Annotated in this window: 18 protein-coding genes; 9 read left to right on the top strand and 9 right to left on the bottom strand. The window is 37.4% G+C overall.

Translation table 11 applies throughout. The annotated features are described in order from the left end of the window. Nucleotides 1-3: 3 nt before the first annotated feature. Genes lpxA through RM545_RS08040 form a run of 4 tightly spaced genes read right to left on the bottom strand, consistent with a single transcriptional unit; the run spans nt 4 to nt 4469 of the window. The gene (gene lpxA / locus RM545_RS08055; protein ID WP_311494808.1) at nt 4-789 is read right to left on the bottom strand and encodes an acyl-ACP--UDP-N-acetylglucosamine O-acyltransferase; all 786 of its coding nucleotides are present in this window, start codon (nt 787-789) and stop codon (nt 4-6) included. Between the two features lie 4 nt (nt 790-793). Further along, the gene (locus RM545_RS08050) at nt 794-2194 is read right to left on the bottom strand and encodes a bifunctional UDP-3-O-[3-hydroxymyristoyl] N-acetylglucosamine deacetylase/3-hydroxyacyl-ACP dehydratase (protein ID WP_311494807.1); all 1401 of its coding nucleotides are present in this window, start codon (nt 2192-2194) and stop codon (nt 794-796) included. Beyond that, nucleotides 2187-3215: a UDP-3-O-(3-hydroxymyristoyl)glucosamine N-acyltransferase gene (lpxD, locus tag RM545_RS08045; RefSeq protein WP_311494806.1), complete on the bottom strand. Its 1029-nt coding sequence runs from the start codon at nt 3213-3215 to the stop codon at nt 2187-2189. The genes RM545_RS08050 and lpxD overlap by 8 nt, the downstream gene beginning before the upstream one ends. A gap of 24 nt (nt 3216-3239) precedes the next feature. Next, nucleotides 3240-4469 (bottom strand): HD domain-containing protein, encoded by a 1230-nt coding sequence (locus tag RM545_RS08040; RefSeq protein WP_311494805.1) that lies wholly within the window; start codon nt 4467-4469, stop codon nt 3240-3242. Between the two features lie 116 nt (nt 4470-4585). On the opposite strand from RM545_RS08040, the gene porX reads away from it, so the two are divergent. From porX to RM545_RS08010, 6 genes are all read left to right on the top strand, one after another. Beyond that, nucleotides 4586-6136, top strand: coding sequence for a T9SS response regulator signal transducer PorX (gene porX / locus RM545_RS08035; RefSeq protein ID WP_311494804.1), 1551 nt, complete (start codon nt 4586-4588; stop codon nt 6134-6136). A 134-nt stretch (nt 6137-6270) separates the two neighbouring features. After that, nucleotides 6271-6675 (top strand): tRNA (adenosine(37)-N6)-threonylcarbamoyltransferase complex ATPase subunit type 1 TsaE, encoded by a 405-nt coding sequence (tsaE, locus tag RM545_RS08030; protein ID WP_311494803.1) that lies wholly within the window; start codon nt 6271-6273, stop codon nt 6673-6675. 280 nt (nt 6676-6955) lie between these two features. Further along, nucleotides 6956-7102 carry a hypothetical protein gene (locus RM545_RS08025; RefSeq protein WP_311494802.1) on the top strand — a complete coding sequence of 49 codons (147 nt, stop codon included), beginning with the start codon at nt 6956-6958 and terminating at the stop codon, nt 7100-7102. Between the two features lie 163 nt (nt 7103-7265). Continuing rightward, complete coding sequence (locus tag RM545_RS08020) at nt 7266-7655, top strand: hypothetical protein (RefSeq protein WP_311494801.1); 390 nt, start codon at nt 7266-7268, stop codon at nt 7653-7655. Nucleotides 7656-7719: 64 nt separating this feature from the next. Continuing rightward, nucleotides 7720-8919, top strand: a complete 1200-nt coding sequence (locus tag RM545_RS08015) for an alanine dehydrogenase (RefSeq protein WP_311494800.1) — start codon at nt 7720-7722, stop codon at nt 8917-8919. 140 nt (nt 8920-9059) lie between these two features. Then, complete coding sequence (locus RM545_RS08010; protein WP_311494799.1) at nt 9060-9437, top strand: hypothetical protein; 378 nt, start codon at nt 9060-9062, stop codon at nt 9435-9437. A 482-nt stretch (nt 9438-9919) separates the two neighbouring features. Here RM545_RS08010 and bcp read toward each other — a convergent pair whose 3' ends face one another. Next, on the bottom strand, nt 9920-10369 hold the full coding sequence (gene bcp / locus RM545_RS08005) for a thioredoxin-dependent thiol peroxidase (RefSeq protein ID WP_311494798.1): 450 nt from the start codon (nt 10367-10369) through the stop codon (nt 9920-9922). Nucleotides 10370-10399: 30 nt separating this feature from the next. Here bcp and nth point away from each other — a divergent pair, with 30 nt between their 5' ends. Then, a complete protein-coding gene (gene nth, locus RM545_RS08000) occupies nt 10400-11059 on the top strand; it encodes an endonuclease III (protein WP_311494797.1) in 660 nt (219 codons plus the stop codon). Nucleotides 11060-11163: 104 nt separating this feature from the next. Here the strand turns inward: nth and RM545_RS07995 are convergent, their stop codons facing one another. Both RM545_RS07995 and RM545_RS07990 read right to left on the bottom strand, forming a co-directional pair. Continuing rightward, the gene (locus RM545_RS07995) at nt 11164-11316 is read right to left on the bottom strand and encodes a hypothetical protein (protein WP_311494796.1); all 153 of its coding nucleotides are present in this window, start codon (nt 11314-11316) and stop codon (nt 11164-11166) included. Nucleotides 11317-11375: 59 nt separating this feature from the next. After that, nucleotides 11376-11960 (bottom strand): RNA polymerase sigma factor, encoded by a 585-nt coding sequence (locus tag RM545_RS07990; protein ID WP_311494795.1) that lies wholly within the window; start codon nt 11958-11960, stop codon nt 11376-11378. A gap of 232 nt (nt 11961-12192) precedes the next feature. On the opposite strand from RM545_RS07990, the gene uvrA reads away from it, so the two are divergent. Beyond that, nucleotides 12193-14979: an excinuclease ABC subunit UvrA gene (gene uvrA / locus RM545_RS07985; protein ID WP_311494794.1), complete on the top strand. Its 2787-nt coding sequence runs from the start codon at nt 12193-12195 to the stop codon at nt 14977-14979. A gap of 251 nt (nt 14980-15230) precedes the next feature. Beyond that, on the top strand, nt 15231-16394 hold the full coding sequence (locus RM545_RS07980; protein WP_311494793.1) for a hypothetical protein: 1164 nt from the start codon (nt 15231-15233) through the stop codon (nt 16392-16394). A gap of 87 nt (nt 16395-16481) precedes the next feature. On the opposite strand, the gene RM545_RS07975 is transcribed toward RM545_RS07980, so the two are convergent. Further along, nucleotides 16482-17936, bottom strand: a complete 1455-nt coding sequence (locus tag RM545_RS07975; RefSeq protein ID WP_311494792.1) for an oligosaccharide flippase family protein — start codon at nt 17934-17936, stop codon at nt 16482-16484. A 5-nt stretch (nt 17937-17941) separates the two neighbouring features. Continuing rightward, nucleotides 17942-19228, bottom strand: a complete 1287-nt coding sequence (locus tag RM545_RS07970) for a glycosyltransferase family 4 protein (protein ID WP_311494791.1) — start codon at nt 19226-19228, stop codon at nt 17942-17944. Between the last annotated feature and the right edge of the window lie 3 nt (nt 19229-19231).

Below are 19231 nucleotides of genomic sequence, written 5' to 3'. Positions count from 1 at the left end.
TAATTAATTTGAACTGAAGTATCCTTTCATGATACCTCGTTGTGAGTTTTTAATAAATTCCAATATTTCATCCCGCTCTGCGCTTGCCTGCATTTCTGCTTCGATTATAGCGACTGCCTGGGTGTTGTTGTAATTCTTCTGGTAGAGGATTCTATATATATCCTGAACTTCTCTGATTTTTTCTGTGGTAAAACCTCTTCTTCTTAACCCGATAGAATTGATGCCGACAAAAGCTAAAGGTTCCCTTCCTGCTTTTACAAAAGGTGGCACATCTTTTCTCACCAGCGATCCGCCGGTAACAAAGGCATGATTACCAATGCTGCAAAACTGCTGAATTGCCGTCATTCCTGCCAGGATCACATATTCGCCCACGTTAATGTGGCCTGCAAGAGTACTATTGTTCGAAAAAATGCAATTATCGCCTACAATACAATCGTGCGCAATGTGGCAATAGGCCATGATCCAGCAATTTTTTCCAATTACAGTCTTCATCCTGTCGGATGTACCCCGATTAATGGTCACACACTCTCTTATGGTAGTGTGATCACCAATTTCAGTTACCGTATCTTCATCATTAAACTTTTTATCCTGCGGAATAGCCGAAATAACAGCCCCCGGAAAGATATTACAATTCTTCCCAATTCGGGCGCCTTCCATTATAGTTACATTCGAACCAATCCAGGTTCCTTCCCCAATCACAACATTGTTATGGATGGTTGTAAAAGGTTCTATGACCACGTTTTTGGCAATTTTAGCTCCCGGATGGACGTATGCTAAAGGTTGGTTCATAATATTATTTTGTTTTTACAATTTGTGCCATTAGAATAGCTTCTGTGGCAATTTTACCGTTGACGTAAGCATAACCCTGCATCTGACAAATCCCGCGACGGATAGGCGCCAAAAGTTCCAATTTAAAGATAAGTGTATCTCCCGGAACAACCTGCTGCTTAAAACGCACATTATCGATCTTCATGAAATACGTCAGATAATTTTCAGGATCGGGCACGGACTTTAATGCCAGAATCCCTCCTGTTTGTGCCATGGCTTCTACCTGAAGCACACCCGGCATAACCGGTTTCCCAGGGAAATGACCTACAAAGAATGGTTCATTCATCGTCACGTTCTTCATACCAATCACAGAAGTCTCAGTGAGCTCGTAAATTTTATCTACCAATAAGAACGGAGGCCGGTGCGGTAAAGTATCCATGATGTCATTAACATCCATAAGAGCCTTCTGGTCAGGATCTATTTTAGGAACTTTATTCCTTCTTTCCTCCTTAATCTTCTTCGCCAGTTTCCTGGCGAACTGAGTATTTACAAAATGGCCGGGCTTGTTGGCTATTACTTTTCCACGGATTTTTGTCCCAACCAGCGCCAAATCTCCCAGAACATCCAGCAACTTGTGCCTGGCTGCTTCATTTGGATAATGCAACGTAAGATTATCAAGAATTCCATTAGGTTTTACAGCAATTTTATCTCTCTTAAAGACTTCTCTTAACTTCTGAAGCGTATCTTCTCCAATTTCTTTGTCTACATAAACAATGGCATTATTTAAATCGCCACCTTTTATTAATCCGTGTTGTAGCAACGTTTCCAGTTCATGTAAAAAACTAAAAGTCCGTGCATTGGAAATTTCATCTTTAAATTCACTAATGCTGGAGATAGAAGCATTTTGAGTGCCTAGTACTTTTGTTCCAAAATCTACCATGGTAGTTACCTGGTACTCATCTGCAGGCATAACAATGAGTTCGCTCCCGGAATCCTCATCCTGATAACAAATCACCTCATTTACAACATATTCAACCCTTTCTTCATCCTGCTCAACAATTCCTGCCCTTTCCAGAGCTTCTACAAAAAACTTTGACGAACCGTCCATAATAGGAGGTTCTGAAGCGTTTAGTTCAATAAGGAGGTTATCGATATCAAGTCCCACGCAGGCTGCCAAAACATGTTCTGAAGTTTGAATGCTCACACCGTTTTTTTCAAGGTTCGTACCTCTCTGGGTATTCACGACATAAGTAACATCTGCTTCAATAACAGGACTACCTTCCACATCAACCCTCTTAAAAACAAAGCCTGTATTTTCGGGAGCGGGTTTAAAAGTTAAAATCACCTCCTGCCCTGTATGAAGGCCCACTCCATTTAGCGAGACTTCATTTTCAATGGTCTTTTGTTTTGACACTTTTTCAGCCATTATTGTTTAATTTTTTTTCCAGTTGGTTAAGTTTATCTACAGTTTTGGATAGATTCTTAAAATGTATATAAGATTTGTTATAATTACTATAAGTCAAGGCAGGAGAACCCTGCAGCATTTCGTCATCCTGAATATTTCGTCCAACACCTGACTGAGCCTGGATTTTCACCCTGTCTCCAATAGTGAGGTGACCCGAAATTCCAACCTGTCCGCCAATAAGGCAATTCTTACCTATTTTGGTAGAGCCTGCAATCCCTGTCTGGGCAGCGATAGCCGTATTTTGGCCAATTTCGACATTGTGGGCTATTTGAATCTGGTTATCCAATTTTACACCTTTTCTTAAAATGGTAGATCCCAGTGTCGCTCTGTCAATCGTCGTTGCCGCACCAATATCTACATTATCTTCAATAACAACATTGCCAATTTGAGGTACCTTTGCATATACTCCACCTTCATCCGGACTAAAACCGAAGCCATCTGCACCTATAATTGCGCCGCCGTGTATAACAACATCGTTACCAATAAGCGTTTCCGAATATATTTTTACTCCTGCAAAGAGCGTAACGTCATTTCCAATTTTCACATTATCGCCAATATAGACGTTGGGATAAATTTTGACATTGTTCCCAATTCTTACATTTTCACCGATATAAGAGAAAGCGCCCAGGTAGAGCTCTTCACCATACTGAACATTTTCTGCAACAAAACTTGGCTGTTCAATTCCGCTTTTGTTTAATTTGATTTTATTGTAATATTCCAAAAGGGTAGAAAATGCTTTATAGGCATCCTTTACTTTAATAAGGGTGGTATTAACCGGCTGCTCTACTTCAAACCCTTTGTTTACAATAGTAATGGAAGCATTTGTCTTATATATATAGGAAGTATATTTAGGATTACTCAGAAAAGTAAGAGAACCCTCAGAGCCTTCTTCTATTTTTGCCAATTCTGAAACTTCAGCCTCGGGATTCCCCACGACTTCACCTTCCAGAATTTCCGCTATTTGTGATGCTGTAAACTTCATTCTGGCAAAAGTAAAAAAAATGCTTCAATGTTTGGACTTAGGATAACAGATATAATATTTCACTACAGTTTTAGAAAGTGCTTTTAAATTGAGTTGATCTGAAACTTTAATGACATCGCTGATCTTGCCATTTTTATGCAGAATGTTTATCGTGTTATTTTCTTTCTTATAAGCAAGGTTGGTAATTTCTCCGCTAAAAACGAAATAATCAGCTTCTTTTTCTGAAATATGATGTTTTTCCTGAAGCTTTTTCCTGTGCTTTTGCATCTTTAATGCATCTGGTTTCTTTCTTTTAATTTTAACCTTCAGTAGTTCGCGGTTAATAATCATGCGACACAAATTACTCAAAACAAAATCATCACAATCCAGCCATTCTTTCATGGCGCTAATAATATCATAGTCGTCGAGACGTGAAAAGATCTCCAAAATTTCAGCATTAAAATCCTCTTTTCGCACTTTGTTATAAAGGAAATAACTTAAAGCAGTACTGGATTTAATTGTTTTTCCTTCATCTATTAATTCCTTTGCGCGCCTTAGAACGCGTATAAGTAACTGCTCTGCCACAAGGCTGGTTTTGTGAAGATAAACCTGCCAATACATGAGCCTTCGGGCAACCAGAAATTTTTCTACGGAATAAATTCCTTTCTCCTCGATAACAAGTTCATCATTTACCACATTAAGCATCGTAATAAGACGTTCACTATTTATATTACCTTCGGCAGCACCGGTATAAAAACTATCTCTTTTAAGATAATCCAGCCGGTCCATATCCATCTGACTGGAAATTAACTGATTCATAAACCGGCGGTGGTAACTTCCCTTAAACATCTTGATAGCGAGCGTTAAATCCTGGTTAAAGTTTTTATTAAGCTCCTCCATAAAAAGAAGGGAAATACATTCATGATCCACTCCTTCTACTATACTATGTTCCATCGCATGAGAGAATGGACCATGGCCAATATCATGTAATAAGATGGCTATGTAAAGAGCTTCCTCTTCTTCCGAAGAAATCTCAACACCTTTATAATTAAGGATATACACTGCTTTTTGCATTAAATGCAGGCAACCCAAAGCATGGTGAAACCTGGTGTGATTAGCTCCCGGATATACGAGGTAAGACAGTCCCATCTGTGAAATTCTGCGCAGTCTTTGAAAGTATGGATGCTCGATAATGTCAAAAATCTGCTGACTGGGAACGGTAATAAATCCGTAAATTGGATCGTTTAATATTTTGAGTTTGTTTTGTGAAGCCAAGCTTTATATTTTAATTCAAACAAATATACATATTGAAGCCTATACTGGGCATCTGTTCAACCAAAAAGCCATTCGTATTCCACGAAATATGTATTGGCCTATAAAATCGAAATAAAATGAATAACATAAAAATACTCTGGGTAGATGATGAAATTGATTTACTGAAACCGCATATTATTTTTCTCGAATCCCGCAATTACAAAGTGACGACATGTAAAAGTGGCACCGAAGCCCTGGAGAAAATAGAAGAAGAAAGTTTTGATATTGTATTTCTGGATGAAAATATGCCGGGCCTCACGGGACTTGAAACTCTTTCAGAAATAAAAGAGAAACGGGAAAACCTTCCTATAGTAATGATCACCAAAAGTGAGGAAGAGTATATAATGGAAGAAGCTATAGGTTCTAAAATAGCAGATTATCTTATAAAGCCTGTTAATCCCAATCAGATCCTCCTGAGCATTAAGAAAAACCTGGACCATTCCCGGCTGATTTCTGAAAAAACGACATCCAATTATCAGCAGGAATTCAGGAAAATAGCGATGGATATGTCACAGGTGAATTCTTATGAAGAATGGGCAGAGCTTTATCAGCGGCTTATCTATTGGGAACTTCAGCTGGAGACTATTGAAGACAGTAGCATGTTTGAAATTTTGGAATCTCAAAAACAGGAAGCCAACAACCAATTCTGTAAGTTTATTGATAAGAATTACGCTTCATGGTTTGATCGGGACACCGAAGCTCCGGTGATGTCGCATACGCTTTTTAAAAGAAAAATTGTCTTAGAACTAAGTAAGGAGCAACCAACGCTGCTTGTAGTAGTGGACAACCTTAGGTACGACCAGTGGAAAGCCTTTGAGCCGGTGGTAAACACTTTTTATAAAAAGGAAAAAGAATCACCTTACTTCAGTATTTTACCAACGGCCACCCAATATGCCCGGAACGCTATTTTCTCGGGACTGATGCCCAGTGAAATGGAAAAATTATTTCCGAAGTACTGGAAAAATGATACCGATGAAGGCGGAAAAAATATGTACGAGGAAAATTTCCTGCAGGAGCAAATGAAAAGGCTGGGGCTGGATTACAATTGCGGATACCACAAAATAAGCAGTTTAAAAGCCGGAAAAAGGCTTGTAGAAAATTTTAAGTCCCAAAAGAACAATGATCTTACAGTGGTAGTTTACAATTTTGTAGACATGCTATCCCATTCCAAGACTGAGATGGAAGTGATAAAAGAATTAGCATCTAATGACAAATCTTACCGCTCCCTTACACACAGCTGGTTTAAAAATTCCCCGCTATTGGAGATCATTCAGCAGGCCCAGCAGCTAGGTTTTAAATTAATTATCACTACAGACCACGGAACCATCAATGTAAAACACCCTTCTAAAGTAATTGGAGACAAAGAGACGAGCCTTAACTTAAGGTACAAGACAGGAAAAAGTCTTACCTATGAAAAAAAGGAGGTTTTGGAAGCTATAAATCCCAAGAGTATCCATCTTCCTACATTAAATATGAGCAGCTCATTTATTTTCGCCAAGGGAGATTTGTTCTTTGCTTATCCTAATAACTTTAACCACTACGTAAGCTACTACAGAAATACCTACCAGCACGGCGGAGTTTCGCTGGAAGAGATGATAATCCCTTACATCGTTTTATCTCCAAAATAACGAAATACCGACAAAAAGCTTGATTTTATCGATAAAATGCATTTTGACTATTTGTATTATTCTGATATTCAGCAATATGTAATTTATTATAAATAATTCTCTATCTTTATCGTCCCTTAAATCTGTATTACTTAATGTCGTTAACCTACGATCTAGACCAAATGGATATGGCCGTTAGTCATATCCTTAAGCATACAAAAAGCAAAACTTTGCTTTTTTATGGCGAGATGGGTGCCGGTAAAACCACCCTTATACGATCTCTTGTAGAAGCTCTGGGCGCAGAAGAGTCTGCCTCCAGCCCCACTTTTTCCCTGGTTAATGAGTACCACTCCCCACAAGGACCTATTTATCATTTTGATTTTTACAGAATAAACTCTGAAGCTGAAGCTTTAGATATGGGAATTGAAGATTATTTAGACAACCCCGCATGGAAATTTATTGAATGGCCACAAAAAATTAGTGGTCTATTGGATGAAAATGATCAAAAAGTGGAGATTTCGATCAAAACTCAGGAATTAAGAATGTTAACATTGTGTTAAAAAATTAGGAAAAAAGCAGGATTATTGAAAAATGAGGGTGTAAGAAAAAAGTTACATATTAAAAATAATTTTAAGTTCAGAGAATATTTTTTGACAACTGAACGAAAATTAAAAGAAGTTTACCTTACTTTTGAAAAGTAAAATTTTCAAAAGCGAGGAAATTTGTGCTGTTAAAAAAGCTGCAAAAGTACAACTAAAATATTTGGCGGCAGCATGTTAGGTTTTTTATAGGTTTGTATCAGAAACAAAAACGAAATACAAATTTTTAAAATCTACAAATATGAAAATCAAAGCAGTATTATTCGCAGCAGCAATCTTTGGAGCAAGTTTTTTTGTAACTTCAACTACAGATAACAATAATGATAAAGAAGTCATCAAAACACAAGCGGTCGACAAAAGGCTCATCAGAGTTCCTGCTGCTGGGTAGTGTTATTGCACTATTAATAGCATTTTCACCTTATATTTTTTATTTATATGAAATTTTCCCAAGTACTCGTGTTTGGGAAAATTCCATTTTTACGTATGAAAGCAAATATTATTTAGATGTTCTTACTGCAGCATGGACCTACTTAGGAAAAATCACTCCTTTGATGCTCCTTTTTATTTGGTTCTTTACCTGTAAGCATTGGTGGTATCATGTAATACTTATTCCAATTTCGATGTATCTCTATCAATTGGTTGTAGTCTTTTATCAAGATGTCTATGCAAACAGTGCTTTTTTTATGGATGTCAATGGTTTAATTTATCTTGCTCCATTTTTTATAGCTATCCTCTGCATAGTATATTTGATCCGAATCAAAATTTTCGACAGGATTTATGGTTTGGATTATCTCAGCGAGCTCGAAGAAACTGAGATCTCCGTTTTCTCTAATGTTTCTGAAAGAGATCGAAGAGAAATAAAGTCTTTTCAGCAAGAGGTAGAAAATGATGAAAACGAAGACCAGGAAATCATTCTTGAAGATTACTACCGTAAACTATAATTAATCGTCTTCTTATTTATTTTATTAAATTAGTCGTACTTAATAATACTAGTACACTATAAGTATGGCCCAGCAAGTTTCGCCTTTTACAAAAGAGCAACTTATTCCGCAGGAAGAAATGCTCGAAATTCACAAGAATAAGGGAGAACTTTTTATAGGTATCCCCAGAGAAACTTCATATCAGGAAAAACGGGTTTGCCTGGGTCCGGACGCTGTTGCAGCGATTACCTCCAACGGGCATAGAGTACTTATAGAATCTGGCGCTGGAAAATGGGCGAGGTTTAGTGATAAAGACTATTCTGATGCCGGTGCTGAAATCACCAGGGATACAAAAAAAGTCTTTTCCTGTTCTACTATTTTAAAAATGGAACCTCCTTCCATGGATGAATTGGAGATGATTAATCCTCAATCGGTGTTAATTTCCGCGCTTCAGTTGAAAACCCAGTGTAAAGAATATTTTCAGAAACTGGCTTCAAAACGAATCACCGCTCTCGGTTTTGAATTTATTCGGGATGAAGACGGCTCCTACCCTATTGTAAAGGCGCTGAGTGAAATTGCAGGTACAGCTTCTGTCCTTATCGCTTCAGAAATAATGAGTAATCATGCCCGCGGAAACGGACTCATGTTTGGAAATATTAGCGGAGTCCCACCAATAGAGGTTGTAATCCTTGGCGCAGGAACTGTAGGGGAATTTGCAACACGATCTGCCCTGGGACTAGGTGCGAGTGTAAAAGTTTTTGATAGTTCACTTACCAAATTAAGAAATATTCAATCCAACCTGGGACGTCCGTTTTACACCTCGACGATTCAGCCAAAAAACCTTAGCAAAGCTCTTAAGCGTTGTGATGTTCTAATAGGTGCTGTTCGTGGTAAAAACCGTTCACCGGTATTAATTACTGAAGACATGATTGCCACCATGAAGCGTGGCGCTGTAGTTATAGATGTGAGTATCGATATGGGTGGTTGCGTAGAAACCAGCGAAGTTACTTCTCACGATAATCCGATTTTCGAAAAACATAATGTAATTCACTACTGTGTGCCTAATATTCCTTCCCGCTATGCACGCACCTCTTCCCTTTCTATAAGTAATATTTTTACGCCTTATTTACTTCACATTGCTGAAGAAGGCGGACTGGAAAACACGCTGCGTTTTGATAAAGGTCTACGAAGCGGACTATATTTTTACCACGGAATTTTGACAAACAAATCCATAGCAGACTGGTTTGATCTTTCCTACAGGGATATCAATCTTTTAATTTTTTAGTTTTAGCTGCTGTACTTATTCATTTTTTCGGAAAATGTTCAACTGAAGCTTATCATTTTAGACTTTATATTCACTTTAAACCTGATACATTTAAGTAAATTGTCACTGAAGTTTAATACTTTTGCCCATATTTTTTTGAAATGAATTTAGCACACCGTTTAGGTTATTATGGTTTTGGCTTGGTATTGGGAATAATCATTTTAATGTTTTTCCTCGGAGGCAAAAAAGCTTCCTGTGACTACTCACCCACTGCCCGCGTTTTAAAAAACATTCGAATAAAGGAGAGAAATTTCTCTGAAGAATCCCTGACTTTCTTTTCTAATAACAGCATAGACACTGCTGTAGTTTCAAGTATTTTAGAAAAAGGGAATGTCGATTTTGGCGAAAGCGACACAGACAGGGAAACCTGTAAAATTTATATGGTAACCGGAGAAACCGATTCTGGTGAACTGGAACTCGAAATAGAAAATTGTGAAGATATAGCTACTGTTCTTTCAGTAAAAAGAAGTGAAGAGTAAGGTTATAGCTGTTTGTTGTTTATCGTTTGTAGTTAAAAAACGGTTGACTTTTGTCTGTTTCTAAGTTATAGTTCTCTCAGCTTAAAAAGTTTCAAGTTTCAGGTCTTTTCTCTCTCTTCTCATCTCGTTCAGCAAAGCTTCTTGTTTCTTGTCTCCTTTTTCAGGAAAAAGCAACGCCCTATAATGGCAATTATTAACTTATAAAAAAGCGAAAGAGTAAAAGAGAGAAGGATGTAAAAAAAATCATCCTCCGAAATGTTAATTATCGCGGCCTAAAACTCACATCCATTACTAACTTCCAAACCAGCTTAAACTTTTCATTATTATCTCTATCTGTTTCTCTTTTCTTTCAGCGAATTTTCTTGATTCTTAATTCTTGGTTCCTGGTTCCTCCAATTCATCTTTTTGAAATTCCAAATTTAGAATAAAAAAGGAGTCACCAATACACCAAAAAAGTTCAGCGCATCAGTGACTATTTATTACTATAGAATTTGAGCAGCATGCTCCTTCGTTTTTACTTTCTTGATGACATCTTCAATTTGCCCATTTTCGTCAATTATAAAAGTAGTACGATGGATTCCTTCGTATTCCTTTCCCATAAATTTCTTTGGACCCCAGACACCGTAGGCATTAATAACTTCTTTTTCTTCATCTGCCAGAAGCGGAAAAGGTAATTCATATTTATTTTTAAAGTTCTGCTGACGCTTTTTCGAATCGCCGCTCACCCCTAAAATTGCATAGCCTTTCTTTTCAAAATGTTTCCAGTTGTCCCTTAAATTGCAGGCTTCTGCAGTACAACCCGGAGTACTTGCTTTAGGATAGAAAAATAGCACTAACTTCTTTCCTTTAAAATCTGATAATCTCACTGTATTTCCGTTTTGGTCTTCTACTGAAAAATCTGGCGCTTTGTCGCCGGCTTCTAATGTTGTCATAATTCTTATTTTTACCTAAAATTACACAATATGAACAAACAGCAAAAGGTAGAATTCGTTATTCGTACTTTAAATGAAATTTATCCTGAAGTTCCCATTCCGTTAGACCATAAAGATCCTTATACTTTACTTATTGCCGTCCTACTTTCCGCACAGAGTACAGATGTGAGAGTGAATCAAATTACGCCGCTGCTCTTCCAGGTGGCCGATACTCCACAAAAGATGGTGAAACTTTCTATAGAAGAAATAAGAGATATCATTAAACCCGTGGGACTATCACCAATGAAGTCCAAAGGAATACACGGACTTTCAGAAATTCTTCTGGAAAAATATAACGGAGAAGTTCCTGCAGATTTTGAAGCTCTGGAAGCCCTTCCTGCAGTAGGACATAAAACTGCAAGTGTGGTAATGTCGCAGGCATTTGGTATTCCGGCGTTTCCTGTAGATACACATATTCACCGCCTCATGTATCGCTGGAATTTTAGTAATGGTAAAAATGTGGTACAAACAGAAAAGGATGCAAAAAGATTGTTTCCCAAAGACCTGTGGAACAAGCTGCACCTTCAGATAATTTGGTATGGCAGGCAATTTTCTCCCGCAAGAGGCTGGGATATGGAGAAAGACCCCATCACCAGTACAATTGGCAGAAAGAGTGTATTAAAAGAATATATGAAAAAAGGCAAAAAATAAGATGCCTCCAACGAGACTTCAGAAATGGCAATTTTCGGCATTAAGCAACTATTCTGAAGAAAAAAAAAGACCTGTTGGTTCAAAACAGGTCTTTGAAATTCTACCTAATTCAGAAGTAATTCGTACTTCCTCATTTTTCCGTCTATCACACTTAAAGCTTTAGAGTAATTTAAAAGAAAGGCTATTGTCTCTTTCTTTGGTGCCAATTTTTTCAATTTTCCTTCTTCCGAAGAGTGTTTTAAGTAAAGTTTCCCCATTTGAAAATCTTTTGCGTTAATTCTAAATAATAACGCAACCGATTCCTCCAAATTGCCTTTTAATTTGTTAAAATTATGTTACGTTTTTCAATAATCTTCCGCAAATTGATTAAAGCATATCGCATACGACCCAAAGCGGTATTAATACTCACTCCCGTACGTTCGGAAATCTCCTTAAAGCTCATGTCTTTATAGATTCGCATAGTCAATACTTCAAGCTGGTCTTCGGGAAGTTCTTTAATAAGTTCCTGCACGTCACTTTCAATCTGGTCTTTAATGATTTGTGTTTCCACATTAAGATCCCCATCGCTTAAAACTGAGAATATATTAAAATCTCCGCTGTTGTCGAATTTAGGCATTCTTTTATTTTTCCTGAAATGATCAATCACCAGATTATGGGCAATACGCATTACCCACGGAAGAAATTTTCCTTCTTCATTGTATTTTCCTCGTTTTAGGGTATTAATCACCTTAATAAAGGTATCCTGAAAAACATCTTCAGCAATATCTTTATCAAAAACTTTGGAGTAAATAAAACTATAAATGCGATGCTGGTGGCGGTTGATTAATTGAGAGAGAGCCTGCTCATTGCCCTGCATATATTCTCTCACAAGATAAGCGTCGTCTATCTGTACGTTATTCATAACAGTTACTTTTTTTCTGGAATAAGTGTTCCAGAGGTTAGATTTTCTTTTAAAAGTAACGTTATGCTATAGGCGTAGTGCTAATTTAGGTTCAACAATGCCAAATATAGTAACATAATATTGAGAAATACAAATAAAAGTATAATTCTTTAACATTCTTATAAGATTTCAGCAGCTTTCTACACTGCTCGTTATTAAGTACCTTTGCATTCTTACTTTAGAAAAAGAGACTATGAATATTGATGTTGCGAAGGTAAACCCTAAACAAAATATTATTATAAAAGGTGCAAAACTGCACAATCTCAAAAATATAAATGTTGTAATCCCCCGGAATAAATTAGTGGTAATTACAGGGCTTTCGGGTTCAGGAAAATCCAGTCTTGCTTTTGACACCCTATATGCTGAAGGACAGCGGCGATATGTAGAGAGTCTATCTTCCTATGCGCGCCAGTTTTTGGGGAGGTTAAATAAACCGAAAGTGGATTATATAAAAGGCATAGCACCTGCAATAGCAATTGAGCAAAAAGTAAATTCCACTAACCCAAGGTCTACTGTTGGAACTTCAACTGAAATTTATGATTACCTGAAATTGCTTTTTGCGCGAATAGGAAAAACCTATTCTCCTGTCTCTGGAAATGAAGTGAAAAAAGATACGGTTACCGATGTTATCAATTATGTCAAATCTTTTAAAGAAGGAGAAAAATTATTACTCCTCGCCCCTATTCATATTGAAGAAGGAAGGTCATTAGAAAAGAAAATTGAAGTTCTCGCACAGCAGGGCTACAGCCGGATAAAAATTGGTGATGATGTTAAACGGATTGATGAAGCAGAGCTAAAAAAAGTAAAGCCGGAGGAAATTTCTTTGGTAGTAGACCGTGTTATTACCAAAGATGAAGAGGATTTCTTCAACAGGCTTGCAGATGCTGTACAAACAGCTTTTTTTGAAGGAAAAGGTGAGCTTTATATTGAATCCCTTGCAGATAAAAACCTGCGCCACTTCAGCAATAAGTTTGAGCTGGACGGAATGACTTTTTTGGAACCTAACGTTCACCTTTTCAGTTTTAATAATCCTTATGGAGCATGTCCAAAATGTGAAGGTTATGGAGATGTCATCGGGATTGATGAAGACCTGGTAATTCCTAATACAGGATTGTCCGTTTATGAAAATGCCATTTTTCCCTGGAGAGGTGACAGCATGAGCTGGTATAAAGATCAGCTGGTGAATAGTTCTCACAAATTTGATTTTCCAATTCATAAACCTTATTTCGAATTAACTGAAGAACAAAAAGCGCTTGTCTGGAACGGAAATCAATATTTTGAAGGACTTAATCAGTTCTTTCAGTTTTTGGAAAGCAAAGCATATAAAATTCAGAATAGGGTTATGCTTTCCCGCTATCGTGGCAAAACCAGGTGTTCCCTTTGTAAAGGAAAAAGATTACGACCGGAAGCTCATTACGTAAAAATCGGCGGATTGAATATTACGGACCTGGTCGAAAAACCACTTGAGCAGGTAAGGCAGTTTTTCAACGACCTGGAATTAAACGAGTATGACGAACAAATTGCCCGACGTTTACTTACGGAAATCAAGAACCGACTTCAGTTTCTTTCTAACGTTGGATTAGATTATTTAACACTGAACAGGAAATCTAATACTTTATCTGGCGGGGAATCGCAAAGGATCAATCTCGCAACCAGCCTTGGAAGCAGCCTCGTAGGCTCGATGTATATACTTGATGAGCCTTCCATTGGCTTACATCCCCGCGATACGGAAAGGCTGATAGGAGTTCTACAGCGTCTTCGGGATATTGGAAATACCGTGATTGTCGTGGAACATGATGAAGATATTATGAATGCCGCAGATGAGATTATCGACATTGGACCCGAAGCCGGAACGCACGGTGGCGAAGTCGTTGCCACAGGGACTCTAAAGCAAATTTTAAAATCTTCTTCCCTTACAGCACAATATCTTAATGGGGAAAAGGAGATTAAAGTTCCGAAGAAAAGAAGAAAGTCAAAACAGCAAATAACTGTTGTTGGTGCCCGGGAAAATAATCTTAAAAATATTGATGTCACTTTTCCACTGGGAGTATTTACAGCAATTACAGGCGTTTCAGGAAGTGGAAAAAGCACACTGGTAAAGAGGATTCTTTATCCTGCTGTTCAAAAACAACTTGGCGGCTATGGAGAAAAAGCAGGACAGTTTTCCGAAGTAAAGGGAAATTTTGCAAATCTTGGAGTTGTAGAATTCATAGATCAGAATCCTATTGGACGATCTTCCCGTTCCAATCCGGTAACTTACATTAAAGCCTACGATGATATTCGGAATTTGTTCGCGAATCAAAAGTTGTCTTCAATAAGAGGTTATAAAGCCAAACACTTCTCATTTAATGTGGATGGAGGCCGCTGTGATACCTGTAAGGGAGAAGGCGAAGTTACCATAGAAATGCAGTTTATGGCCGATGTTCATTTGGAATGCGAAGCCTGTGACGGAAAACGGTTTAAAAAAGAAGTCCTGGAAGTCAATTTTGAAGATAAAAATATTGATGACGTCCTTAATATGACCATTGATGATGCTATTGCATTCTTCAGCGAGAAAAATCAGGATAAAATAGTAAATAAACTCAAGCCGCTTCAGGATGTGGGGCTTGGTTATGTACAGCTTGGGCAAAGCTCCTCTACCCTTTCTGGTGGAGAAGCACAGCGAATCAAACTCGCTTCTTTCCTGGTAAAAGGAAATACTAAGGAGAAAGCACTTTTTATTTTTGACGAACCTACAACAGGATTACACTTTCATGATATTCAGAAATTGCTGCAGTCCTTTAATGCTTTAATTGACAAAGGACATTCGTTAGTAGTTATTGAGCATAATATGGACCTTGTAAAATGTGCAGACCATGTCATTGATCTTGGACTTGAAGGCGGAGAGAAAGGTGGATATTTAATTGCTGAAGGTACTCCTGAGGAGGTTGCAAAGAACAAAACATCCTATACCGCAAAATACCTACAGGAGAAAATTTAAAAAAATAAGAAGTACAAAAAGGGAAGTTTGAACGTATCTAACTGAAAAAACCGCATCAGCTCACTACAATAAACTGAGTTTTTTTGCTTCTAAGAACAAAGTTAGAAGCACGAAGTTCTAAACTAGCATGGGCATTTAAATGCAAAAGACAACGAACAACAAACTCCAAACTCTGCACAATTTTCACTTTGGCACGTACTTTGTTTTATTTATAGAGACTTCACAAGTCTTTAACTTAAAACAAGGAAATCATGAAAAACTTTACCCTTCTTATAGCAATTTTCTTTGCAGGATGGTCGGTTTCGGCTTCTGCAGGAATTACGCCGGTACGGGCTTACGACAACTCTTTTATTTTTGTTGAAGGAGGAGTTGAGTTCGCTGTATATCCAAATGGAGAATTTGATTTTTACTATAATCCTGACTTTAGGAGAACAAATATTGTAAACATTTCGTCCCCGAATGTGAATATTAGTTATAATGGGGGATTTAATTACGATCCGTACATTCAGTATGATGATTACGGAGCAGTAATTCAAATTGAAAATGTTCCGGTATTTTACGACTACTACGGAAGAATTATTCAGGCAGGAAACGTTTTGATTGACTATAATAATCACGGTCGTGTAGGCCGGGTTGGAAACCTGATGGTACATTACAACAGGTTTAATAGGATTTCCCATTACAATGGATACATAAATAACTACAACAGGTATTATGTACAACGGCCATGGCACTCATTTTATACAAGACCTCATGCAAATTACAGTATAGTGTTCAACAGCCCTTACAGAGCTTATTATCAACCACAAAGGGTTACGTATAATCAGTACATAACTTATTACAATAATAATTACAGAAATAACTCTTATACTAAAGATTTCTATAGGCCTAATCAAACGGTGGTTTCCTATAACAAAGGTCGAAGGGTCACAGAGCGTCGTGATGTTCGAAACGAGATTCGTCATTCAAACACTAGAACTGAAAGTAATATTGCTGAAAATAGAAGATCCAACGCTGCAAGAGAAAGAACCACTGTAGCCGAAAGAGGAAGTATTAGCAGAACCAGTACAAACCTGGAAAACAGAAGTAGGGCTATTGAAGAGATGAGAAAAGCAAGAACTTCTACTTCCAGAATAGAAAGTAATAGTAGTTCCAGAGGAACCGAAGCCAGAACTTCTAGCAACACAAGAAGGCCTGAAGTTTCAGAAAGAACAATTAGGAGAAATTCGACTCCTGCAAGAAGTTCCAATTCTGTAAGGCAAAGCGCTCCTGCACAACGAAGTGCGACTGTAAGATCTTCGACTTCAGGAAGAAGTTCAGCTACACAACGTACTGTTACCAGGTCCGGAAGGGAAAGTTCAAATTCTTCATCGTCCGGGAGAAGTTCGGCACGAAATATGAGAAGTAGTAATTAAAATGTTCATAATTTAATTTTTTGGTTGGTTAGTTGGAAAACCCCCACGGTTGTCGAGAGATGCCTGGGGGTTTTCTGTTTTAGTTATTTAGCGGCCCGTGTACCTGTCCAAAAGCTTATTAACATCTGAAGAAAAATTGAATTTATAGGCCAGCAGCAAATAGCAAATACAGATAATTACCGACTTCAGTGCAATGTTTAGTATCGGATGAAACGGAAACTCCCAGAAGTAAAATGCAGCGCTTAAAATTCCTATAAACAATAATATGGTCCAGGTTTTATTTGTAAAAGGATGAATTTTAAACTTGTTAATCACCAAAAAGATTTTAGTGCTGTTATAAATAAAAAATGCAAGAAAACTAGCCATGGCTGCGCCTTCAATTCCGAAGTTTGGAATAAAAATCACATTGAGGATAAAAGCCAGTATTGCAAGAAAAACCCCAATACCCAATACCAACCTGTAATAATCTGAGTTAAACAAAATACTGTTGTTATTTCCTAAAAGATTATCGTAGAGTTTTACCAGAGAGATAAGCAAAACCACCCATACACTCAGTTCATATTCTTCAGGAATTAACTCATAAAGCTGGTTAAGGTTAGCAATAATGAGAATGAAAATGATCCCGCTTATAATCAGTAAATTTATAGAACTTCGTTTATACAAATCCCTTAAACCTTCCCTGTCTTTCGTGTTCAGCAAATTCGCAGTCATAGGGTGAGTAATCTGATGCATTGCCTTTTGCGGGACAGAAATTACGGTAGCGATGTATATGCCAATTCCGTAGATCGCCACATTTTCTATAGGTAGATAGTATTCGATCATAACTTTATCCAGGTCCAGCAAAACCATTGCTACCGAAGATGCTATTAGAATCAATGAAGTGTATTTTAGAACTCTCACTAGATTCCGTGGAAACTTAAAGCTGAATTCAGGCATATACAACATGAAAGCATAGATTGCCATGGCTATAGATCTAAAAACAAAGACTCCGGCTATACAGTAAATAAATACGGAAACATCCATCCATTTAAAAAAAACTGCCAGAAGCAGCATGCTAATGCAGAATCTATGGAAAACCTCTTTCATAAAATTTCCAAAAACACTTTTATAATAAAGTTTAGACCAGGAAAAGAATATCTCAAAATATGCTGTAGCAACTGCGATAACAAATATCATCCAGATGTAAGGCTCTACAAGCTCATTCCCGTCAGAAAAATATTGAAGAAGAAAATCGTAAAAAAGCATTCCCAGCACACCAATTATTACAGCAACACCAAGCGGCAGCAGTAAAGCAAGATTAAATAGCCGGTCCTTTTCTTCTGTTGTTTTATAAGAAGTATAGAATTTAATCAAGGTACTATTCACTCCAAAGGCTAAAAATGGCCAAATTAGGTTAGCCGCAGAGAGCAGGAAACTAACGAGACCATAATATTCCTGTTCAAGAAAATATGTAAACAAAAACAGCGTATTAATAGCTCCAATACCAAATCCAAAGTAGGTAGTGATCAGGTTTTTAAAAGACTGATTAATAATAATTCCCATATAAGCTATTTTTGCTTTAGCAAGTTAGCTAAATTGCGTGTTAGCGCTTTGCGGTGGTAGTTTTCTATGTTTCTGGAATCTATTTCCAGCCTTTCTTCTTTAAACTTTCTATACAATTTCAAAATGTGATACTTCAGCTTTTCTTCTTCGGAATATTTGAAAAAAGTGCCGGCTAAAGTCTCTTCCAAAAATTGGCAAATATCCCACTCTGCAGGCCCTAAGGCTAAAATAGGACGCTTTGCAGCAAGATATTCAAAAACTTTTCCCGGAATTATTCCTTTCGTTTCCTGGCTGTCAATTTCTATTAAAAGAAGCACCTGACTTCTTCGCTGAAGTGCTATTGCTTCAGCATGAGGAACATATTTGTGAAGGCTTAAATGATCTTTTAAGCCAGCAGCTTTAATGGAATCCAGAACTTCTTCACTTACGGCTCCCACCAAATTCAGTATAAAATCATCAGCAAAACTTTTTTCTTCTAAAACTAATTCCCCTAAGCAGTTCCACAAATTTTCCGGATTTCTACCAGAAAGTAATGAACCAATATGTGAAAAAGTGAATTTCTTATCCAGCTGAATGTTATTTTCTGCAGGCTCTTCATCAAAACCATTAGTAATGACTGATACTGGTTTAGATGTTTTATTCTGAAATTCTTTCTTTGTGGTAAAACTTGTGGTAATTATATGATCTGCAGAATTCAGCACTTCCTTTTCCAGATTAATATGCTTCTGTTGTGAAGACTTTGATAGCCTCAGCTTATCATGATAGCCAATCTGCGTCCATGGATCACGAAAATCGGCATACCACTTTATATTTAATTCATTTTTTAACTGAAGCCCAATAAGATGCAGGCTATGTGGTGGTCCTGTAGTGATAATTGTCTTTATCTGCTGCTCTTCTAAAAGGTTCTTCAGAAAGTTTACTGAAGGTTTTATCCAAAATTTGCGTGCATCAGGGATAAAAAAGTTTCCCCTGATGTAGAGCATCATTTTCTGAAGAAAATTCTGTTTCCCTTCCTTAGCAATTATTCCGGAACTTATAGTCTCGGTATCTTTTTTGGAGAAGATGCTGGCAACGGAATAAGGCTCTAAAATTTTCTGTTGAACAACCTGAATATTTTTAGGAATTTCAGAAACAAGGCTTTTATCTATTAAAGGATACGTAGGATTTTCCGGAACGTAAACAACAGGCTCAATCTCAAAATCTCTGAGATACTTTACAAATTTAAGCCAGCGCTGTACACCCGGGCCGCCTGCGGGAGGCCAATAATACGTAATGATGAGTACTTTCTCCATCCA

The organism is Autumnicola lenta, from assembly GCF_031846515.1.
Classification (GTDB): Bacteria; Bacteroidota; Bacteroidia; order Flavobacteriales; family Flavobacteriaceae; genus Autumnicola; species Autumnicola lenta.
The sequence above is the reverse complement of the archived record's forward strand: the minus strand, read 5'-3'. Positions and strand labels throughout refer to the sequence as shown.